General features: G+C 64.1%; 20 protein-coding genes. 18 read left to right on the top strand and 2 right to left on the bottom strand.

The genetic code is table 11. The features are described 5' to 3' along the window. The first annotated feature begins 138 nt into the window (after positions 1-138). The 14 genes from WBA38_RS05555 to ccsB all read left to right on the top strand — a co-directional run bounded on the left by WBA38_RS05555 (position 139) and on the right by ccsB (position 14,077). Positions 139-1,476 (top strand): glutamyl-tRNA reductase, encoded by a 1,338-nt coding sequence (locus tag WBA38_RS05555; protein ID WP_424294028.1) that lies wholly within the window; start codon positions 139-141, stop codon positions 1,474-1,476. 109 nt (positions 1,477-1,585) lie between these two features. Continuing rightward, positions 1,586-2,509: a hydroxymethylbilane synthase gene (gene hemC / locus WBA38_RS05550; RefSeq protein ID WP_424294047.1), complete on the top strand. Its 924-nt coding sequence runs from the start codon at positions 1,586-1,588 to the stop codon at positions 2,507-2,509. Positions 2,510-2,605: 96 nt separating this feature from the next. Further along, positions 2,606-4,213, top strand: a complete 1,608-nt coding sequence (locus WBA38_RS05545; protein WP_424294029.1) for a uroporphyrinogen-III synthase — start codon at positions 2,606-2,608, stop codon at positions 4,211-4,213. 30 nt (positions 4,214-4,243) lie between these two features. Further along, positions 4,244-5,245: a porphobilinogen synthase gene (gene hemB / locus WBA38_RS05540; protein WP_424294030.1), complete on the top strand. Its 1,002-nt coding sequence runs from the start codon at positions 4,244-4,246 to the stop codon at positions 5,243-5,245. Between the two features lie 26 nt (positions 5,246-5,271). Next, entirely contained in the window at positions 5,272-5,919 is a 648-nt protein-coding gene (locus WBA38_RS05535) for a hypothetical protein (protein ID WP_424294031.1), read from the top strand. Further along, a complete protein-coding gene (locus tag WBA38_RS05530) occupies positions 5,916-6,362 on the top strand; it encodes a hypothetical protein (RefSeq protein WP_424294032.1) in 447 nt (148 codons plus the stop codon). The genes WBA38_RS05535 and WBA38_RS05530 overlap by 4 nt, the downstream gene beginning before the upstream one ends. Then, on the top strand, positions 6,362-7,000 hold the full coding sequence (locus WBA38_RS05525) for a DUF3093 domain-containing protein (RefSeq protein WP_424294033.1): 639 nt from the start codon (positions 6,362-6,364) through the stop codon (positions 6,998-7,000). The genes WBA38_RS05530 and WBA38_RS05525 overlap by 1 nt, the downstream gene beginning before the upstream one ends. A gap of 2 nt (positions 7,001-7,002) precedes the next feature. Further along, on the top strand, positions 7,003-7,914 hold the full coding sequence (locus WBA38_RS05520) for an SGNH/GDSL hydrolase family protein (RefSeq protein ID WP_424294034.1): 912 nt from the start codon (positions 7,003-7,005) through the stop codon (positions 7,912-7,914). Between the two features lie 75 nt (positions 7,915-7,989). After that, entirely contained in the window at positions 7,990-9,345 is a 1,356-nt protein-coding gene (hemL, locus tag WBA38_RS05515) for a glutamate-1-semialdehyde 2,1-aminomutase (RefSeq protein WP_424294035.1), read from the top strand. Further along, a complete protein-coding gene (locus tag WBA38_RS05510; RefSeq protein ID WP_424294036.1) occupies positions 9,346-9,972 on the top strand; it encodes a histidine phosphatase family protein in 627 nt (208 codons plus the stop codon). Next, positions 9,969-10,577 carry a TlpA family protein disulfide reductase gene (locus tag WBA38_RS05505; protein ID WP_424322270.1) on the top strand — a complete coding sequence of 203 codons (609 nt, stop codon included), beginning with the start codon at positions 9,969-9,971 and terminating at the stop codon, positions 10,575-10,577. Before WBA38_RS05510 ends, WBA38_RS05505 begins: the two co-directional genes overlap by 4 nt. Further along, positions 10,574-11,383, top strand: coding sequence for a cytochrome c biogenesis CcdA family protein (locus WBA38_RS05500; protein WP_424294038.1), 810 nt, complete (start codon positions 10,574-10,576; stop codon positions 11,381-11,383). Before WBA38_RS05505 ends, WBA38_RS05500 begins: the two co-directional genes overlap by 4 nt. Then, positions 11,380-13,014, top strand: a complete 1,635-nt coding sequence (resB, locus tag WBA38_RS05495) for a cytochrome c biogenesis protein ResB (RefSeq protein WP_424294039.1) — start codon at positions 11,380-11,382, stop codon at positions 13,012-13,014. Before WBA38_RS05500 ends, resB begins: the two co-directional genes overlap by 4 nt. A gap of 40 nt (positions 13,015-13,054) precedes the next feature. Continuing rightward, a complete protein-coding gene (gene ccsB, locus WBA38_RS05490; protein WP_424294040.1) occupies positions 13,055-14,077 on the top strand; it encodes a c-type cytochrome biogenesis protein CcsB in 1,023 nt (340 codons plus the stop codon). A gap of 57 nt (positions 14,078-14,134) precedes the next feature. On the opposite strand, the gene WBA38_RS05485 is transcribed toward ccsB, so the two are convergent. Continuing rightward, positions 14,135-14,299 carry a hypothetical protein gene (locus tag WBA38_RS05485; protein WP_424294041.1) on the bottom strand — a complete coding sequence of 55 codons (165 nt, stop codon included), beginning with the start codon at positions 14,297-14,299 and terminating at the stop codon, positions 14,135-14,137. Positions 14,300-14,588: 289 nt separating this feature from the next. Continuing rightward, entirely contained in the window at positions 14,589-14,804 is a 216-nt protein-coding gene (locus tag WBA38_RS05480; RefSeq protein WP_424294042.1) for a BldC family transcriptional regulator, read from the bottom strand. A gap of 235 nt (positions 14,805-15,039) precedes the next feature. Between WBA38_RS05480 and WBA38_RS05475 the strand changes: the two genes are divergently transcribed. From WBA38_RS05475 to WBA38_RS05460, 4 genes are read left to right on the top strand one after another with little or no spacing between them, the layout of a single operon-like run. Next, positions 15,040-15,366 carry a DUF4229 domain-containing protein gene (locus tag WBA38_RS05475; RefSeq protein ID WP_424294043.1) on the top strand — a complete coding sequence of 109 codons (327 nt, stop codon included), beginning with the start codon at positions 15,040-15,042 and terminating at the stop codon, positions 15,364-15,366. A gap of 1 nt (position 15,367) precedes the next feature. Next, complete coding sequence (locus tag WBA38_RS05470; RefSeq protein ID WP_424294044.1) at positions 15,368-16,471, top strand: PLP-dependent cysteine synthase family protein; 1,104 nt, start codon at positions 15,368-15,370, stop codon at positions 16,469-16,471. A 57-nt stretch (positions 16,472-16,528) separates the two neighbouring features. Beyond that, positions 16,529-17,209, top strand: a complete 681-nt coding sequence (locus WBA38_RS05465) for an ABC transporter ATP-binding protein (protein ID WP_424322269.1) — start codon at positions 16,529-16,531, stop codon at positions 17,207-17,209. Position 17,210: 1 nt separating this feature from the next. Next, positions 17,211-19,739, top strand: a complete 2,529-nt coding sequence (locus tag WBA38_RS05460) for an FtsX-like permease family protein (protein ID WP_424322268.1) — start codon at positions 17,211-17,213, stop codon at positions 19,737-19,739. Positions 19,740-19,788 lie beyond the last annotated feature (49 nt).

The following is a 19,788-nucleotide window of genomic DNA, read 5'->3' as shown; positions in this document are numbered from 1 at the left end:
CCGACATTACGTTGACCTACTCTGGAGGCTGTGTCCATCCGGTCGACCGACGGGAATTGGAAAGCAAAAAGAGCGCCAGTGGGTGGTCTTCAGTATCCGCTGACGCGGTGAAGATCCGCGGGCGGGAGGCTTGTCACTGTGAGTGTGTTGTTGTTCGGCGTGTCCCACCGAAGTGCCCCCGTGTCGGTGCTCGAACGACTCTCGGTTGCCGATCACGACCGACCCAAGCTGGTTGACGCGCTCCTGTCTACGCGCACCGTTTCCGAAGCCATGCTGGTTTCGACGTGCAATCGTGTCGAGATTTACGCGGTGGTCGATGCCTTCCACCCCGCCTTGGAGGCCGTCGGTCAGGTCATCGGGGACTTCAGCGGTCTGACGGTCGCCGAACTCACCGACCACGCCTACGTCCGCTACTCGGAAGCGGCCGTTGAGCACCTCTTCACGGTGGCCGCAGGCTTGGACTCCATGGTGGTCGGGGAACAGCAGATCCTCGGCCAAATCCGCTCCGCCTACTCCGAGGCCGACGACCATCGCGCTGCAGGCAGCACCCTGCACGAACTGGCGCAGCAGGCGCTTCGGGTCGGTAAGCGGGTGCACACCGAAACCGGTATCGACCGGGCTGGCGCCTCCGTGGTGTCGGTTGCGGTGAATCGAGCGACAACCATTCGCGGAGCCGATCAGCCGCCCATGCGAAAAGCTGTGGTGCTCGGTGCGGGTGCCATGGGTTCGTTGGCGACCAGCCAACTGGCGAACGACGGCGTCACCGACATCACGGTCGTCAACCGGACGGCGGCCCGGGCCACCGAGGTCGCGGCAACCGTCGCCGAAAAGTACGGGATCAATACGCGCGGAGTCACCTTCGACGACATCGCCGCCAGCATGACCGACGTTGACATCGTGGTGACCTGCACGGGTTCGGTGAGCGCGGTTGTCCAGGTCGGTGACGTGCACTCGGCGCTGAAACACCGCGCCAACCCGGCCCCGATGATGATCTGCGACCTTGGGATTCCGCGTGACGTGGACCCGGCCGCCGGTCGTCTGCCTGGCGTGCACATCGTCGACATTGAGGGCTTGCGGGGAGATGAGCAGGCGCGTGCGGCCGAGGCCGACACGCTCGCCGCGCAGTCGATCGTCGCTGGCGAACTCGCCACCTATTTGGCGTTGCAACGGCAAGCCGAAGTAACGCCGACTGTCGCCGCCTTGCGTCAGCGGGCCGCGGAGGTGGTTGAGGCGGAGTTGCTGCGGTTACAGGGGCGGCTGACCGGCTTGGACGATGCTCAGCGCGACGAGGTTTCGAATGCTGTGCGGCGTGTGGCCGACAAGTTGCTTCACGCACCGACCGTTCGCGTTAAGCAGTTGGCGTCGTCGGGCCGCGGCGACCATTATGCTGAAGCCCTGCGAGAGCTGTTTGAACTGAAACCTGGTGCTGCGGAATCGGTTTCGGCTTCCGATTCGGGTATCGAAGACCTGCGCTGAGTCGATCTTGGTCAGTTGCAGATCCCACAGATAGGACGAGATCATCGTGCAAGATTCTTCTCCGCAAGCGACCGGTGACCGGGTACCTGCGGGAGCGTTCGGACGGACGATCCGCATCGGTACTCGCGGGTCGCTCCTGGCGACCACCCAGGCGCAGGGTGTGGCCGATCAACTGACCGAGGCCGGTCATCCCGCGGAACTGGTCATCATCAGTACGGCGGGCGATACCTCGACGGCACCGGTCGCCCAGATTGGTGTCGGTGTGTTCACGACTGCCATCCGACTGGCGTTGCGCGAGGGGGAATGCGACGTCGCAATCCACTCGTACAAGGATCTTCCGACAGCGCCGGAGGATGGCATTGCGATGGGTGCCGTTCCGCCCCGCGTCGACTCCAGAGATGCGCTGGTCAGTAGGGATAATCTGGTGCTGGGCGAACTGCCGCCGGGGTCCGTGATCGGCACATCGTCGCCGCGACGGGCCGCACAGCTTAGAGCACTGGGTCTCGGTTTGGAAATTCGCCCCCTAAGAGGCAACCTTGATTCTCGGTTAGGCAAAGTCGCGAGCGGTGAGCTGGATGCCGTTGTGGTAGCCCGAGCCGGGTTGGTACGCATCGGTCGAGCCGATGTGGTTACCGAGGCACTTGATCCATTGGTCATGCTGTCTGCTCCGGCGCAGGGTGCCTTGGCAGTGGAATGTCGTTCCGATGATGCTGAACTGGTGAGAATTCTCGCCGAGTTGGACGATCCGTCCACCCGCGCAGCGGTTGATGCCGAGCGTGCGGTACTCGCGGCCCTTGAGGCCGGGTGCACCGCGCCGGTCGGTGCACTGGCAGAGGTGGTCGATTCGATCGACGAGGACGGGCGCATCTTCGCCGAACTGTCGCTCCGCGCGGTAGTGGCGGCCGAGGACGGATCCGAGGTGATCCGGGCTTCGGTGGTGGGCCCGGTCGATCAGGCCGCACAACTCGGCAAAGGTCTCGCCGCCGAACTGCTCGAGCTCGGTGCTGCGGCTTTGGTCCCCAAGGGACCGTAGGTCGCGGTCGACGCTCGTGCAGGAGAACCTTTATCCCGATGTGGCGGGATAGGAACGAACTGCAGCCCCGGGGGCGGGGCAGGAGAGTGCGAACGCATGAGCCGTACGAAGAATGCTAATCCTGGCCGGATCCTGTTCGTGGGGTCGGGTCCCGGTAATCCGGATCTGCTGACCGTGCGAGCACAAGAAGTCCTGGTGAACGCGACGACCGCCTATGTGGATCCCGACGTGCCAGCCGGTGTGCTGGCCGTCATCGGTTCGGCGCACGCCGTGGACGAACAGCCGCCGACGCGCGCTGGTCGCAAGGCCGCCGCCGAGCAGAGCGAAGACGCACCGGAGGTTTGCAAGCCCGCGCTGGGAGATCCGGCGCAGGTCGCCAAGGCGCTCGTTGCCGAGGCCAAGACCGGGGTCAACGTGATTCGCGTAGTCGCAGGTGATCCGATGAGTTCGGATGCCGTACTCGCCGAGGTCACCGCAGTGGCCCGCACTAGCGTCCCGTTCGAGGTGCTGCCCGGTATTTCCGCAGCGTCCGCTGTCCCGAGCTTCGCAGGCATGCCACTGGGGTCGGGTCACACCGTCGCCGATGTGCGCGGCGATGTGAGCTGGCCGGCCCTGGCCGCCGCGCCCGGCCCGCTGGTCCTGCATGCCACGTCCGGTCACCTGGCCGAGCTTGCCAGTGCCCTCACCGAACACGGACTGGCCCCGCAGACTCCGGTCGCCATCACCGTCAACGGCACCACGTGTGCGCAGCGAACCATTGAGGCGACGCTCGCGACCGTCAACGAAATGGGCAACGCCCTCACCGGTCCACTTGTGGTGACGGTTGGCAAGGTTGTCAGCCAGCGCGGCAAGTTCTCGTGGTGGGAATCGCGCGCCCTGTATGGCTGGACCGTCCTGGTGCCGCGCACCAAGGAACAGGCCGTCGACATGAGCGAACGTCTCGAATCGCACGGTGCCATCCCCAAGGAAGTGCCGACGATCGCCGTCGAACCGCCGCGCAGCCCCGCGCAGATGGAACGCGCCGTCAAGGGTCTCGTGGATGGCCGCTACCAGTGGGTCATTTTCACTTCGACTAACGCCGTTCGCGCCGTCTGGGAGAAGTTCGCCGAGTTCGGCCTGGATGCCCGCGCGTTCTCCGGCGTCAAGATTGCCTGCGTTGGGGCTGGTACCGCAGCGAAGGTCCGCTCGTTCGGTGTTGAACCCGACATGGTTCCCGACGGCGAGCAGTCGTCGCTGGGTCTGTTGGATTCGTTCCCGCCCTACGACGAGGTCTTTGACCCCGTTGACCGCATCCTGCTGCCGCGCGCCGACATCGCGACCGAAACCCTCTCCGAAGGCTTGCGTGAACGCGGCTGGGAGATTGATGACGTGACCGCGTACCGCACCGTTCGGGCGGCACCGCCACCAGCAGCCACCCGCGAAATGATCAAGACCGGTGGCTTCGACGCGGTGTGCTTCACCTCCAGTTCGACGGTCCGAAACTTGGTCGGCATCGCAGGCAAGCCGCACGCGCGGACCATCGTGGCGTGCATCGGGCCGAAGACTGCCGAGACGGCCATCGAGTTCGGTTTGCGCGTGGACGTGCGCCCCGAGAACGCTTCGATTGTGGAGCTCGTCGATGCGCTCGCCGCGCACGCCGCGCAATTGCGCGCCGAGGGGGCCCTGCCTCCGCCGCGTAAGAAGTCGCGTCGTTCGCGTTCCTGAGCTCGTGAAGTGGTGAAGTGAGGTAGTAAATTGACCGGTCCTGAAAGTCGTCCCGCTGTGGTTCGGCCCCGTCGATTGCGCACTTCACCCGCGATGCGGCGCCTTGTCGCCGAAACCCGGCTCGACCCGGCGCAGTTGGTGCTGCCGATGTTCGTTGCCGACGGAATCGACGAACCTCGCGCCATTTCGTCAATGCCGGGCGTGCACCAGCACACCATGGATTCGCTGCGCGCCGCGGCCGACGATGCCGTGGCTGCCGGCGTCGGCGGGCTCATGCTGTTCGGGGTTCCGAAGGCGGAAGATAAAGATGCGACCGGTTCGGTCGGCGACCGATCCGACGGCATCCTCAATCGGGCCCTCGGCGCACTGCGTTCCGACCTCGGTGACAGCACCGTGATCATGGCCGACACCTGCCTCGACGAGTTCACCGACCACGGTCACTGCGGTGTGCTGACTGCGTCGGGCACCGTCGACAACGATGCCACCCTGCGGCGATACGAAAAGCTCGCCGTCGCGCAAGCCAGCGCCGGTGCCCACGTGGTTGGGCCCAGCGGCATGATGGACGGTCAGGTGGCAGCCATCCGCGACGCGCTTGACGCCGAAGGCTTCATCGACACGGCCATCCTTGCCTACACCGCCAAGTACGCGTCGGCGTTTTACGGGCCCTTCCGCGAGGCCGTTGGATCGTCGCTCGTCGGCGACCGCCGCACCTACCAGCAGGACCCGGCTAACCGGCACGAGTCGGCCCGCGAACTCCTCGCCGACCTCGAGGAAGGCGCCGACATGGTGATGGTGAAGCCTGCCATGAGCTACCTCGACATCGTTCGCGACGTCGCCGACCGCACGGACTCCCCGGTTGCGGCCTACCAGGTCAGTGGCGAGTACTCGATGATTGCCGCAGCCGCTAACAACGGATGGATCGATTTCGATGCGGCCGTCGACGAGGCGGTGTTGTCGATCGTGCGCGCTGGCGCATCCATCGTGCTCACCTACGCGGCGACAGATATCGCGCGCCGGTTGCAGCGCCGCTGAATTCCGATCGTGATTAGGCTGGTGTCATGACCGCTCCCGGATCGCCCCACGTGCCCGTGGACGCGCGCCCTCAACGCCCGGACACAATTGTGCTCGGCGTGCAGCTCTGGTTTGCCGTAATCGTCCTGCAGATTGTGGCGGTGGCGTCGAAGTTCAACGTCCTCAAAGCCAGCTCCGAGAAACAACTCGAAGATGTCGCGAAGAAAATGAACGAGCCGTCGCTGGTGAACAACACCACGCTGATGGTGATCGTGACCCTGGTCTTGCTTGCCGTGGTCCTCTCGGCGATCGCGGGAATCCTGATGTGGTTTACCTATGCCGGACACAACTGGGCTCGGCTCCTGCTCGGCTGGGCGAGCGCGTTCCTGACCGTCGACCTCGCTTTCGCCCTCGTTGCACTTTTCAGCACCTCGACCTCGAATTCCGATCTGCCCGAGCCGCCGGCGTGGGGCATGATTCCGTCAATCCTGGGCGGCGTGTGCGCGCTCGGTGCATTGATTGCTTTGATGCACCGTGACAGCACCGCGTACTGCCGCAGCATGTCGGAGTACCGCACACAACGGCGACGCAATCGACAGCAGCCGCCGCCAAGCGGGCCCGGTTGGCCGGACCCCAACTCGCCGGTCCAGAATCTGCCCTGGCGTGACCCCAACGGGCAGAATGACTTGCGATGATTGAAATTGCCCCGCGGAGGAGAACTCCCCGCCCGGATCCGCATGCCCGCCCGACCCTCGTGGTGTGGGCGCTGAGACTGTGGATGCTTTCCGGCGTGCTGCTGATCGCACTTGGCGTGCTCGGCATCATCGACGACGTAGTGAACTTCGGGTTCGATTTCGGCGTCCTCGCCATCGACGTTCTCGTGATCATCCTCGGTGTCGCCTACCTCCTGCTGGGGGCTAAGACCTACCGGGGTGCCGTGCAGTGGCGGTCGTCGCTGTCTGCCCTGACCTGCGTGGTGGCGGCGATGCTGCTGCCGTTAACCATTGGCTTCCAAAGCGGGGGCCTGGCCCTGGTGCTGGCGTCGGCCGTCGTCGGACTGTGCGGTTCGGTGCTGGCCTACCGGCCGCAGGCCGACGCGTGGTTCAAGTGCAAACTCGGTACCGGAGACTGCAACTAGTGGCCAGCGGCAAGGACGATTCACCGCAGCAAAAGGATGATTCAGCCGAGAAGAACGCTGACATCGACGACCAGTCCTCCGACGACGCTGCGAGCGACGAGGTCGACACCGAGGAAACACCGAACGAACCGGTCGACAAGCCAGAACCTGTTGATCCCGGGGAGACGCTCTTTTATGAGCCCGGCGGAAGCTGGTGGGTGGTGGCGATCGGACCGGTCCTGATCATTGCGACGCTGGTGATGGAGATCCTCGGCAAGGGGCGGATCCATTGGGAAGTCCTCACGATCTTTGGCGTGGTCCTCATCGGCTTCTCGATCCTGCAGGTCTTCGCGGCACGACAGCACGTCTCGGTGACGCTCACCGAAACCACACTGACGCAGGGGGCGGAGACCGTCGCGCTCGCCGACATCGTGAAGATCTTTCCGGAGAACCACGGCAACGAGACCTACGAATGGGAGAGTGCCCGGGCCCTCGGTGAGCTCCCGGCGGTGCCTCGACGTCGACGCGGGATTGGCGTCCGACTCAAGAGCGGCAAATTGGCGCAGGCGTGGGCACGTGATGTGGACCGATTGCGCGCGGAGCTGACCGAAGCGCATCTCGCCGTCAAGATGGGGTTGCCGCCGAAAGGACGCAGCTAGCTGTGGCGAGCGAGTCGAGGTTCCGGACCGTCGTACTTCCGGCCTTCGCTGCGCTCGCCGCCGTTGTCGCCGTGGCGGCCGGTGCGATTTGGATCATTGACGCCACCCCGGACGACGACGACACTGTCGCCAATTCGCCCGCACCGGTCGCAGGTCCGCAGTTGGTGCACCTCGGTGACAGCTTTGCCTCCGGTGCGGGAACCACCCCGCTGGTCGAGGATTCGCCGGTGATGTGTCAGCGCGCGCAAGCCAACTTCGGCGAACGTATCGCTGCGACCCGGAAGCTGACGGTCACCGATGTGTCGTGCGCTGGCGCGACCACCGAGGATTTCCGGGTGGCCCAGTACGACGGCGTCGGCCCCCAACTGGATTCGCTGAGCACGTCCGCGAAGTATGTGACGGTGATGATCGGCGGCAACGATGGGGCGCTATTCACCACCTTGGTCGGTGAGTGCACGCGGTTGGCGCAAGATGATCCGACGGGCTCCCCATGCACCAGTGCGCTGGGGCGAAAACCATTCCGCGCGATCGCCACGCATACCCAGCCCGATGTCACCGCCACCCTGGCCGAGATCCGTCGACGGGCACCCAGTGCGCAGGTCCTCATCGTCGGATATCCGAGACTGATGCCTGCGGCCCGCACCTGCCGCCCCGCGGTCGGTATCGCGGACGGGGACCTCGACTATGTGAACCGGATCGAAGCGGCTCTCAACGCCGCCGTGCGCGCGGCCGCGAAAGCGACCGGTGTCACCTATGTCGACCTTGAGCGACCCTTTGCCGGGCACGATGCCTGCGCTGCCCGGGGAACTCGCTGGATCGAACCGCAATACGGTGCCGACACGGCAGTCGTAATGCACCCGAACGAGCGAGGCCAAGAGGCTATCGCCGCCGCCGTCGCCGCCCAAATGCGCTGATCCCAGCGCCCGCTTTAGTGTGACGTTGGCGGCTGCGATTGGGCGGAGCCGCCAGGTTTTGGAACACTGGAGGCCATGGCCAATCCTGTCGATGCTTCTGTCACGAACACTGCGGTGAGCGCGGCCCTGTTCAAGCGGGCGTCGCAGGCAATTCCCGGCGGCGTGAATTCCCCGGTTCGGGCGTTTTCCGCCGTCGGTGGGACCCCGCGTTTCATGGCTTCGGCCAACGGGTGGGAACTGACCGACGCGGACGGCAACACCTATGTGGACCTGGTTTGTTCGTGGGGCCCGATGATTCTCGGGCATGCGCATCCGGCGATCGTCGAAGCCGTGCAGAAGGCCGCGACCACCGGTCTGTCGTTCGGCGCGCCCACCGAAGCCGAGATTGAACTCGCCGAAGAAATCATTGACCGCGTCGACCCCGTGTCGCGTGTGCGGTTGGTGAACTCCGGGACCGAGGCCACCATGTCTGCGGTCCGATTGGCCCGCGGGTTTACCGGTCGCGCCAAGATCGTGAAGTTCTCGGGCTGCTACCACGGTCACGTCGATGCACTGCTTGCCGACGCTGGCTCGGGTTTGGCGACCCTCGGTCTGCCGACTTCGCCCGGGGTGACCGGTGCGGCCGCCCACGACACGATCGTCGTGCCGTATAACGACATCACCGCCGTGGAGCGTGTCTTCGCCGAATACGGATCTGACATCGCCGCTGTCATTACCGAAGCGGCAGCGGGAAACATGGGTGCCGTCGCACCGGTCGCCGGGTTCAACGAAGGCCTCCGCAAGGTGACGTCGGACAACGGTGCCCTCCTCATCATGGATGAGGTCATGACCGGGTTTCGGGTGAGCCCTGCCGGCTACTACGGCATTGACGGCGTCGCCGGTGATCTCTACACGTTCGGCAAGGTGATGAGCGGGGGCTTGCCTGCCGCCGCGTTCGGCGGACGCACCGAGATCATGGATTACTTGGCTCCCAATGGTCCCGTCTACCAGGCTGGAACCCTTTCGGGGAATCCGGTCGCCGTTGCCGCGGGTCTGGCGACCCTGCGTGCTGCGACCGCCGACGTCTACACCGCGCTCGACGCCAACGCCGCCCGTCTGGCCGCATTGATCGGTGATGCACTCACCGAAGCTGGCGTGAGCCACCGAGTACAGAAGGCCGGCAACCTGTTCAGTGTCTTCTTCACCGACCCCGATGCCGACCAGAGCGAACCGATTGTCGACTATGACGGCGTCAAGGCCACGCAGACCTGGCGGTTTGCCCCGTTCTTCCATGCCCTTCTCGCTCGCGGTGTTTACCCGCCGCCCAGCGCGTTTGAAGCGTGGTTTGTTTCCGCAGCACTTGACGATGAAGCATTCTCAATCATCGCCGAGGCGCTTCCGGCGGCCGCCGCAGCTGCGGCCGCGGCACGTAATCCCGGGGAGGGATCCTAGATGAAGACGATCGTCCACATGATGCGCCACGGCGAGGTTTATAACCCCGAGGGCATCCTTTATGGTCGGCTCCCCGGATTCCACCTGTCGGACACGGGTGCCGCGCAGGCGCAGATCGTCGCCGACGCCCTCACCGACCATGACATCACCGCGGTTTTCGCCTCGCCGCTGCAACGCGCACAGGAAACCGCGACGCCGATCGCGTTGGCACACGACCTGCCGATCACCCCGCTCGACGGCCTTCTGGAGGCGGAAAACCAGTTTGAGGGCCTCAAGGTGGCCGTCGGAGATGGGGCCCTCGGCAAGCCCCGCCACTGGATGAAACTGCGCGACCCCTTCACGCCGTCGTGGGGTGAACCGTACATTCAGATCGCACACCGGATGCTGGCTGCGGCCAACACCGCGCGGGATGCCGCACGCGGTCACGAAGCTGTTTGTGTGAGCCACCAGTTGCCGGTCTACACGCTGCGCCGATTCCTGGAAGGGCAGCGACTCTGGCACGACCCCCGCGTCCGCCAGTGTTCCCTCGCTTCGCTGACATCGCTGATCTTCGACGACGACGCCCTGGTCGACATCGTCTATTCGGAACCGGCTGGCGAATCCGACCCCAGGGTCACCGGAGCATGACCGCCCGGCAGCGGGGGCAGCGTGTGGCAGCGGTGCTCGGAACGCTTGTCGTCGGTGTAGCCGTGCTCGCCGGTTGCAGCACCGGGGACGACGCTGTGGCGCAGGCCAACGGCAATCAGTTCGTCTCACCGGATGGCAAGACGGTCATCGAATACGACCAAAGCTCGCGGAAGGACATCGGCACCGTCCAGGGCGAAAACTTGGTCACCGGTGAGACCGTGAAGCTGTCGGATTACGCGGGCAAGGTGGTCGTGGTGAATGTGTGGGCCTCCTGGTGCCCGCCATGCCGCACCGAGTTCAGCGAGTTGGAAAAGTCGTTCGAGGACACCAAGGCTGCGGGCGTGCAATTCGTCGGCATCAACTTCCGGGACAGTAAGTCCCGTGCGCAAGACTTCGTCAGTGACCGCAAGGTTCCGTACCCGTCAATCTTCGACTACGGCGGTCAGAACCTGGCAGCCCTGGGGGTTCCGGTCGGCGTGGTTCCGACAACGGTGATCCTTGATCGGCAGCACCGACCCGCGAAGGTGTACCTGCGGGCGATCACCGAGACCGAGCTCACCGCCGCCATCAATGAGGTGGCGGCCGAAGGGTCGGCTTCTCGATGACCCAAACCCACTTGGCCGATCTGGGCTCCACTTTCGCCGGAACGGTCACGAGCGGCCCACTGCTGCTCGCACTCGGCGTCTGTGTGCTGGTGGGACTGATTTCTTTTGCCTCGCCCTGCGTGGTTCCGCTGGTTCCCGGTTACCTGTCGTACCTGGCGGGGCTGGTCGGAGCCGAGGCCCCCGCGGTGGGTGTTGACGAAGGCCGCAAGGACGGTCGCTGGCGGGTCGTCGGAGCCGCCGGACTCTTCGTCCTCGGCTTCACCGTTGTTTATGTGTTGGCGACGGTAGCGCTGTTTGGGGCAACGTCGTTGTTCCTCGACACTGACCGACTGCAGTTGATGCAACGCATTGGCGGCGTCTTCACGATCATCATGGGCCTGGTGTTCATTGGGATGATTCCGTGGCTGCAGCGCGATAAACGCATGACACCGCGCAGATATTCGGGCGTGATCGGCGCACCCATCCTCGGTGCCGTGTTCGCGATCGGATGGATCCCCTGCAGCAGCGCCACGCTGGGTGCCGTGATTGGCGTGGCCATGAGTACCGACGGGAACACCCCGGCCCGCGGTGCGCTCCTGGTTGCGGCCTACTGCTTTGGCCTTGGCATTCCTTTTGTCCTCCTGGCGTTCTCGTCGGCGTGGGCCGTTCGGAGTCTTACCTTTGTTCGCCGGCACGCGCGCACCATCCAGATTGTGGGCGGCGTGTTCCTGATCTTGGTCGGCATCATGCTGGTGACCGGCTGGTGGACCGAATTCATCGACTGGATTCGGTTCGCGTTCATTAGCAATGTGGAGTTGCCCGTATGAGTGAGCCGTCAGTACCCAAGCGTTCGGTTTTCAATCGGTTCGTTGTGACCCCGCTCCGCAAGGTGTGGCGTGGTCTCACGTCCATGCGAACCGCACTTGCTTTGCTGTTCCTGCTGGCCCTCGCGGCAATTCCGGGTGCCCTGCTCCCGCAGCGTGATCTCAACGAGTCGAAGACTCTCGAGTACATCGCCGACAAGGGCGAGTGGGGCGTGTGGATGGACCGATTCCAACTGTTCGACGTCTTCTCGTCGAGTTGGTTCACCGCCATCTACGTTTTGCTATTTATTTCGCTGGTCGGTTGTTTGACACCCCGCACCTGGGAGCACTACCAAGCATTGCGCACCAAGCCGGTGAAGGCTCCCCGCAACTTGGCGCGACTGCCGCGGCACATTACCGACACCGTCGACGGTGAGCCCGCCGAGATCGCCGAGCGGATCGACACCAATCTCCGCGGGTGGCGAACCGTGGTGCGTGAGGTTGAGCCGTCGGCGCGGTATCCGGAAGGCGCCGTCGAAGTTTCCGCGGAGAAGGGCTACCTTCGCGAGTTTGGCAACTTGGCCTTCCACTTCGCGTTGCTGGCGCTGCTGATCACCATCGCCTTCGGCAAGCTCTTCGGTTACGAGGGCAGTCGCACGCTGGTCGCGGACGGCGAACAGGTGCTGTGCAATACGTCGACGGCGGGTTATGACTCATTCCGGGCGGGCTCAATGGTCGACGGCACGGGCCTCGAACCCTTCTGCATCCGCATCGACGACTTCAAGGCGACCTTCTTGCAGACCGGTCAGCCCGACATGTACGACGCCAAGATCGCCCACACGACGGACATGAGTGCGCCAGCCGACACCTGGCCGACAACGCAGGTCCAGGTCAACAACCCCCTGCGTATCGCCGGTGACCGCGTATACGTGCTCGGCAACGGTTTTGCGCCGACGTTCACCGTGACCTTCCCGAACGGGGAGAAGCGCACGATGACCGAGCCGTTCATCCCGCAGAGCACCCAGACCATGCTGTCGGAGGGCGCTGTCCGTTTCGACACCCCCGCGGGGATGTTCCCGAACGAGGACGATCGTCGTAAGAATCAGATCGCCATCGAGGGTCTCTTCGCGCCCGACGCGGTGTTCCCGCACGAGGGGATCCTCGACTCCGGCGGTCCGGTACCGAACAAGCCGATGGTCGCCATCCGCGTCTACCAGGGTGACACTGGCCTGGATACCGGGCTCCCGCAAAACGTGTACCAACTCGACCAAAAGTTGATCGATCAAGGTCGGCTCAAGCAGAAGTCGTCGGTGAACCTTGCCGTCGGTGCCGACACCACGCTGCCCGACGGAACCAACGTTCGCTTCGACGGGTACGAGCGGTGGGTGTCGATTCAGGTATCGCACGATCCGGCGCAGCTCGGTGTCCTAATTTCGGCGGTCGCCATGGTGTTGGGGCTGGTCGTATCGCTGATGATTCGCCGTCGTCGAATTTGGGCTCGCCTAGTGCCTGTTGCCGACGGCACGCAACGACGTACTGTAGTAGAGGTGGCTGGCCTGGCCCGGACGGACCAGGCTGGCTGGGGCGATGGATTCGAGGAGCAAGCTCGCGGGCTCTTCTCCACCGAAGCGCCAAAGAACCGGGGCACGCTATGAGATTGCGGCACCGGTTGCGGAATGAGATGAGGATTCGTTCATGAACGAGGTCACAGTCGGCTACGTCAACGAGACGCTGTCGCGGTATTCGGATTGGTTCTATGCCACCAGCATCACCGTCTATGTGATTGCGATGCTGATGTTCCTGGGATCGCTGGCCGCGGCCCGCTACGCGAAGATCGAAGATCAGGCGGAGGCCAAAGAATTGGTCGGCGCTTCGGTCGGTGGATCATCGGCTGGCGATCGCGTCCCCGGCAAGGTCGCCGACCGGACCCCGCGTCGTAGTCTCGGCGAGAAGCTCGCAGCGATGGCCTACCCGGTTGTTTGGGTTGGCTTTGCCGCTCAGCTCGCGTCCATCGTGCTGCGCGGTCTTGCGACCGAGCGTGCCCCGTGGGGCAACATGTACGAGTTCATCTCGCTGACTTGCCTCGCCTGCGTCGGCGCGGGACTTGTGGTGCTGCGCAAGCGCGAAGCACGTCCGCTGCTGAGCTTTGTGCTCGTCCCCGTCGTGCTGCTGATGTTTATCGGGGGCCGCTACCTGTACACGCAGGCGGCGCCGGTGGTGCCCGCACTGAAGTCGTACTGGCTGGCGATTCACGTCTCGATCATTTCGATCGCCTCGGGTGTGCTGCTGGTGGCCGGTGTGGCGAGCATCCTGTACCTGGTTCGCACCAATTGGCCGACCGTCGACGGCGCCGACGAGCGGGCCACCGGGTTCGGTGCATCGATTCGCCGACTGACCGCTCACCTGCCGAGCGCGGACGCTCTAGACCGGACCGCCTACAAGTGCACGGTCATCGGCTTCCCACTGTTTGGTCTGGGCATTATCTGCGGTGCCATTTGGGCCGAGGCGTCATGGGGCCGATTCTGGGGCTGGGACCCCAAGGAGACGGTGTCGTTCATTGCCTGGGTGATTTATGCGGCCTACCTGCACGCCCGCGCAACCGCTGGCTGGCGCAATGCCGCCGCGTGGGTCAACGTTGCAGGCTTTGTGGCGTTGATCTTCAACCTGTTCGCCATCAACCTGGTGGTCTCCGGCCTGCATTCCTACGCTGGCCTGTAAGACAAGGTTCGCTAACTTCTCGCGGCCCCGCTCTTTCGAGTGGGGCCGCGAGTGTTTCTAATGACCGAGCGTGCGGAGGAAGTCCGGATCGTCGTCGGGCCCCTTCGGAGCTGGTGGGCGTGAGCCGCGCGGCTGACCGTTCTCAACCGATTGGCTCTGCATGAGCCGCCACGAGAGGTACGCCGCAGCGATCACAATCGCGATCATGATCAGGTATGCCATCGCGGATGCCTCCTCTACTTACACATTCCGGACCCTGACTTCCCAGGGTACCTGGGGACGTCGCCCCGCCGCGGCTCCGCCGATCTTCCCTTTTCTGTCACGATTCGATCGATCCGTCACAACACGCCGCGATCGGTGACGGAAAGGTCGGAGCGTTCGTGTCGGATGTGACAGAAAAGGGGCAATTGCGGGAAAAACTCTGGGGATAAACAGCACTGCCCCGGTTGAGGTGACACCGCTCGGGGGAGAGGTCGGTGCCACCTGAACCGGGGCAGGGCTGTGGAGTGACTTAGGAGTGGTTGAGCAGATCGACCACGTCGGCCTCGCGGAAGCGGCGGTGGCCTCCCGGAGTGCGGATCGACTTCAGCACACCCGACGACGCCCAGCGGGCGACGGTCTTCGGGTTGACGTTAAACATGGCGGCAACCTGGCCGGGGGTCAGGTTGTGCTGGGTGGCCAAAGCGGGCGTGATCAGCCCCGCATTGTTGTCGGCGATGGCAGTCATCGGATTCCCCTCGTTCGGTAGCGGACGTACAGGCCTTTTCGGCCATACCAACAGGAGTACACCCCCAAGTGCCGATTGCTCGAACAGTCAGGAGTTGGTAAAGAGTCCGTAATGTCGGATGAGTTCGGTTTCTTCGTCCTCCGTTTGGAGGAGCGGATTCTTCTATTTGTCCTGGTTAGGCGGTCTTTGGGATCGATGTCGCGACTGCCGTTCACGGCGAAGTACCCTGAGAGGTATGACAGATCAACGACCCGCTGAGGAACCGACCGATCAGCAGGCCCCGGCAACCGCGAAGACGCTGATCCTCGCTGTGGTGCTCTACTCACTGGCGCGCATCGCCCTCGTCGTGGCGATTGCTCTGGCCATCTTTGGCCTCGGCATCCTCATCGGTGTGAAGGTCCCACCGCTGGTTGCCGCCGTGTTCGGTGTGCTCATCGCCATCCCCCTCGGAATGGTGCTGTTCAAGACGCTGCGCATCAACGTCAACGACCAAATCGCCCAGGTCGACGCCAGGCGCGCCGCACAGCGCGACGACCTGCAGTCTCGACTGCGCGGCGAGTGACATGACGTCGATGGTGCAGCACACCTCCGACCGCATGTGGACGTCGCGGGCCGTGCAGCTCATCGAGGCCGACGGTCGTCGCAGTGCCGATACTCACCTGCTCAAGGTGGATCTTCCGGAATGGGCGGCTAGCGGCGGCATTGATCTCTACCTGAAAGACGAGTCGACGCACCCCACCGGCTCGCTTAAACATCGACTGGCACGGTCGTTGTTTTTGTACGGCCTTTGTAACGGTTGGATTAGCGAAAATACGACCGTCATTGAGGCCTCGTCGGGGTCGACGGCGGTGTCGGAGGCGTACTTCGCCAAGTTGATCGGGCTGCCCTTCATTGCCGTGATGGTGAGCGGAACGTCGCCCGCTAAAACGCGGCTGATCGAAGCGCAAGGCGGCATCTGTCATTTTGTTGACACCCCGTCAGAAATCTATACGGTCGCCCAGCGGCTGGAAGCCGAACTCGGTGGCCATTTCATCGACCAGTTCACGATGGCCGAACGCGCCACCGATTGGCGCGGCAACAACAACATCGCCGAGTCGGTGTTTGCGCAAATGGAGGCCGAACGTCACCCGATCCCCGAATGGATTGTGGTTGGTGCCGGCACGGGCGGCACTTCGGCGACGTTCGGCCGCTACCTGCGCTACCGCCAGCACCCGACACGCCTGTGCGTTGTCGACGTCGAGAACTCGGTGTTCCTGCCCGCCTACGAATCTGGTGACGGCACGCTCACTTCGTCGACCGCGTCACGCATAGAGGGCATTGGACGACCGCGCGTCGAACCGTCGTTTGTTTCACAGGTTATCGACGGCATGATTCCGGTGCCCGACGCTGCATCGGTGGCCGCGATGCGTTTTCTGAGTGACCGACTCGGCCGTCGGGTCGGGGGATCGACCGGCACAAACTTTTGGGGTGTCTGCACGCTCATCGCCGACATGGCCAAGATGGGACGTTCTGGCAGTGTCGTCTCGTTACTGTGCGACAGTGGTGACCGATACGATCACACATACTTCAACGACGAGTGGATCGCCGAGCAACAACTCGACCTGGGACCACCAACTGCCACGCTCACCGAATTTTTCGATACCGGAGAGTGGCGCGAGCCCAGGTAGAAGCACTGGGGCCCGTCGGCCTTGTCGTGCAACGCAATGCGGGGAGCACGGAGAATCATGGCGGTAGTCGAGGCGTCGAATCTCGTTCGCGAATACCAGATGGGAACCGAAACAGTCAGGGCACTCGACGGTGCGTCCCTGACTCTCGACGGCGGCCAATTCGTGTCGGTCGTGGGACCGTCCGGCGCGGGTAAATCGACGCTGCTGCACATCATCGGGGCGCTCGATGTCCCCACCTCCGGCACCATTCGGGTCGACGGCACCGACCTAGCGAGCCTGTCCGACGACGCCGCATCAGAGTTTCGACGCAAGCGAGTCGGTTTTATCTTTCAGTTCTTTAACCTCGTCCCCACCCTCACCGCGTGGGAAAATGTGGCACTGCCAAGGCTGTTGGACTCCCAATCGCTGCGGGCTTCGAAGCCGAGGGCGATAGAACTTCTGGAGCGGGTCGGCCTTGGCGGTCGCACCGACCACCGACCGTCGGAACTATCGGGCGGGCAGATGCAACGCGTCGCGATCGCGCGGTCGCTGATGATGGACCCCAAAATCCTGCTCGCCGACGAACCGACGGGCAACCTTGACTCCAAGACCGGTGCCGACGTGCTGGAACTGCTCGCCGAAGTTGCGCACGACGACCCCGACCGCCTGGTGCTGATGGTGACCCACGATGCTAACGCCGCCGCCGTCTGCGACCGCGTGGTGACCGTGCGAGATGGAAAGATCGACGGGGGACACTGACGTGAGTGCGTTGCTCGCCGGGCTGACGCGAGTCCGGATTTTCAACCTGCGCGAACTCGTCGGCCATCGTCTCCGGGTGGTGACCTCGCTCGCGGTGGTGCTGGTGTCATCGGCCCTCCTGGTGGCGGTTCTCGGCACCTACGGGTCGATGTCGGAATCAGTGCGGGCGTTTAATGCCGCCCTATCCGGTGATGCGACGGTCGAAGTTGCTGCCATCACCGACAGCGGCGTCGACGACGACCTCGTCGGCGAACTCCGCCGCGAGACACCTGGTGCCAAAGCCGTCGTGCCGCTGGTCCGCAGCACCGTCATCCTCAACAACCATCCGGCGGTGCTCCTCGGCTCCGACATGTACGTGACATCGCTGTCGAGCACGTTGCGCGACGCCATCAACTCCGGCGGATCGGGTGGCATCGATACCTCCCAACTCGACGACGGAATCGTCGTCGGGGCGGCCACCGGGCTTCACAAGGGGCAGCAGTTGACGCTGTCGGGAGTGGACGTGACGGTTGTCGAGGTGATCGACGACGCAGCCTCACAAACACTCAACGGCGGTCGTTTCGTGTTCGCCTACCTGGGACTCGCGCAGCGTCTGGCCGGTCTCAACGGTGCCGTCGACTCCATCCTCATCGTGCCGAAACCAGGTGTGGCGCAGGCGGATCTCAGCACACAGGCGGCCAACGTTGTTGGCGGTCGTGCCACGGTGGTGAACCCCGACTTTCGGGTAAAGCAAGTCGAGGTGGCGAACTCCGTCACGCATGACTCCACACTCCTGGTGTCGCTGGTGTCGTTGATCATCGCGGCCTTCCTCGTCTTTAACACCATGAACATGGCCGTTGCTTCGCGGCGACAGTCGTTGGCGTTGCTGCGCGCGCTCGGTGCCCGCCGCAGGCACCTGGTCGGTGACCTGCTCGCTGAATCGGCGATCCTCGGGCTCGTCGGCGGAATTGTCGGTATCCCGTTGGGGATCCTCGCCGGCCGCTGGATTATCGGTCGCCTACCCGACGCGTCCGAAGCCGTCGGCGTCGTCGTCAACTACCATTTGCCAGCCTATGCGCCGGTCGTGGCCGTGCTGGCCTGCGTTGCCGCGTGCGTCGGTGCGACGATGCTGGCGGCCCGGTCGGTGTTCTCCGTCGCGCCCGTCGAGGCGATGGTGCCCGGAGAAGCCGCCGATGCGACACCACCCGCGAGGCGGTTGCTGATCGCCAGCGGGGTCGTCGGGGTCGCGCTGATCGTCGGGGCCTGGGTTGTCGCCGAAACCATCGACGGTCGTGCCGCGATTTTGGCTGGCGCAGTGTATTCGGCTGGCGGGATCCTGCTTTGCTTCGCACTCATGGTGTTGCTCGTTCGCGGGGTAGTCGTAGCGTCGAACTGGTGGCGCGGCCCCGGCCGATTGGCCTCGGTGAACAGTGGTCGTGCGCCACGGCGCGTGTGGGCCACAGTGATGACCGTGGCCGTCGCGATCGCTGTCGGCGTTGGCATCTCCGGTTCCCTCAACAACCTCATCGGCTCGATCTCGGGGTCGATGGAAGGACTGTCGGACCCGGATTTCTATGTCTCGTCGCGCAGTGCCGAATCAATTCCGCTGGGCCCCATTCTGGCGCCGGAGATCAAGGAGCAGGTCAGCCAACTGCCGGGCGTGAAGAAGGTGGTCGGCGGCCAATGGGCCACCGTCAATATCGGCGATGCCCGGGTACTGCTACAGGGGCTCGAACCCGGAGCGTCGGCACCGTTCATTAAAAAATCGTCCGACGACGCCGTCCGGCAAACCCTGGCTGGCAACGGAATCCTGCTGTCGAAGGTGCTCGCCAGGGCTCTCGGTGTCACGACCGGCGACACCGTCCGCCTCGCGACGCCCACCGGCTATCACGAACTCGTTGTCCGAGACACCGTCAACTACGTCGCTATTGACTCTGGGACCGGGGCCGTGTCGAATACGTTGCTCAGAGAGTGGTTCCTCCGCGACGGCAACACCTACCTGCAGGTGACGGCCGAACCCGGGGCCGATCAGGCGCAACTGCGTGGTGAACTGTCGGCGATCGCGGCCGCGCATCCGGGCCTCGGCGACCGGCCAGTCCAGGTGTACACCGGGGTGGAGGCGCTTGACGCGACCAAGAAGAGCGCCGAACAAGCGGGTGCCTTTACCGTCGCGATTCAATGGATCGTCGCGGGCGCGGCCGCGATCGCGTTGCTCAACACATTGCTGTTGTCGGTGTTGGAACGACGCCGCGAACTCGCCGTCCTACGTGCCATGGGGGCGTCGCGCCGCTTCATTTCTCGGATGGTGTTGGCTGAGGCGGCGTCGATTGCGCTGGTTGGCGCGGCGGTCGGACTCCTGCTCGGCAGCGGTCTGCACCTCCTCGCCGACCGAATCCTCACAAAGACCACGTCGATCGACATTGCCTACGCGCCACAGTGGTCGGCCTTTGGCTATGTCGCAGTCCCCGTCGTCTTGTGTCTCGTGGGTGCTTTGGTCCCGGCCATGCGTGCCTCCCGCATGAACATCTCCGCCTCCCTCGTCGAAGAGTAACCCCACCTTTTCCCGTTCTCGCATGATGCGTCGATTCCCGCACTATGTC

Origin of the sequence: Gordonia sp. (in: high G+C Gram-positive bacteria) (genome assembly GCF_049647785.1) — a bacterium.
Lineage (GTDB): Bacteria > Actinomycetota > Actinomycetes > Mycobacteriales > Mycobacteriaceae > Gordonia.
Note: the sequence above shows the minus strand (reverse complement) of the source record. Positions and strands in the feature narration are given on the sequence as shown.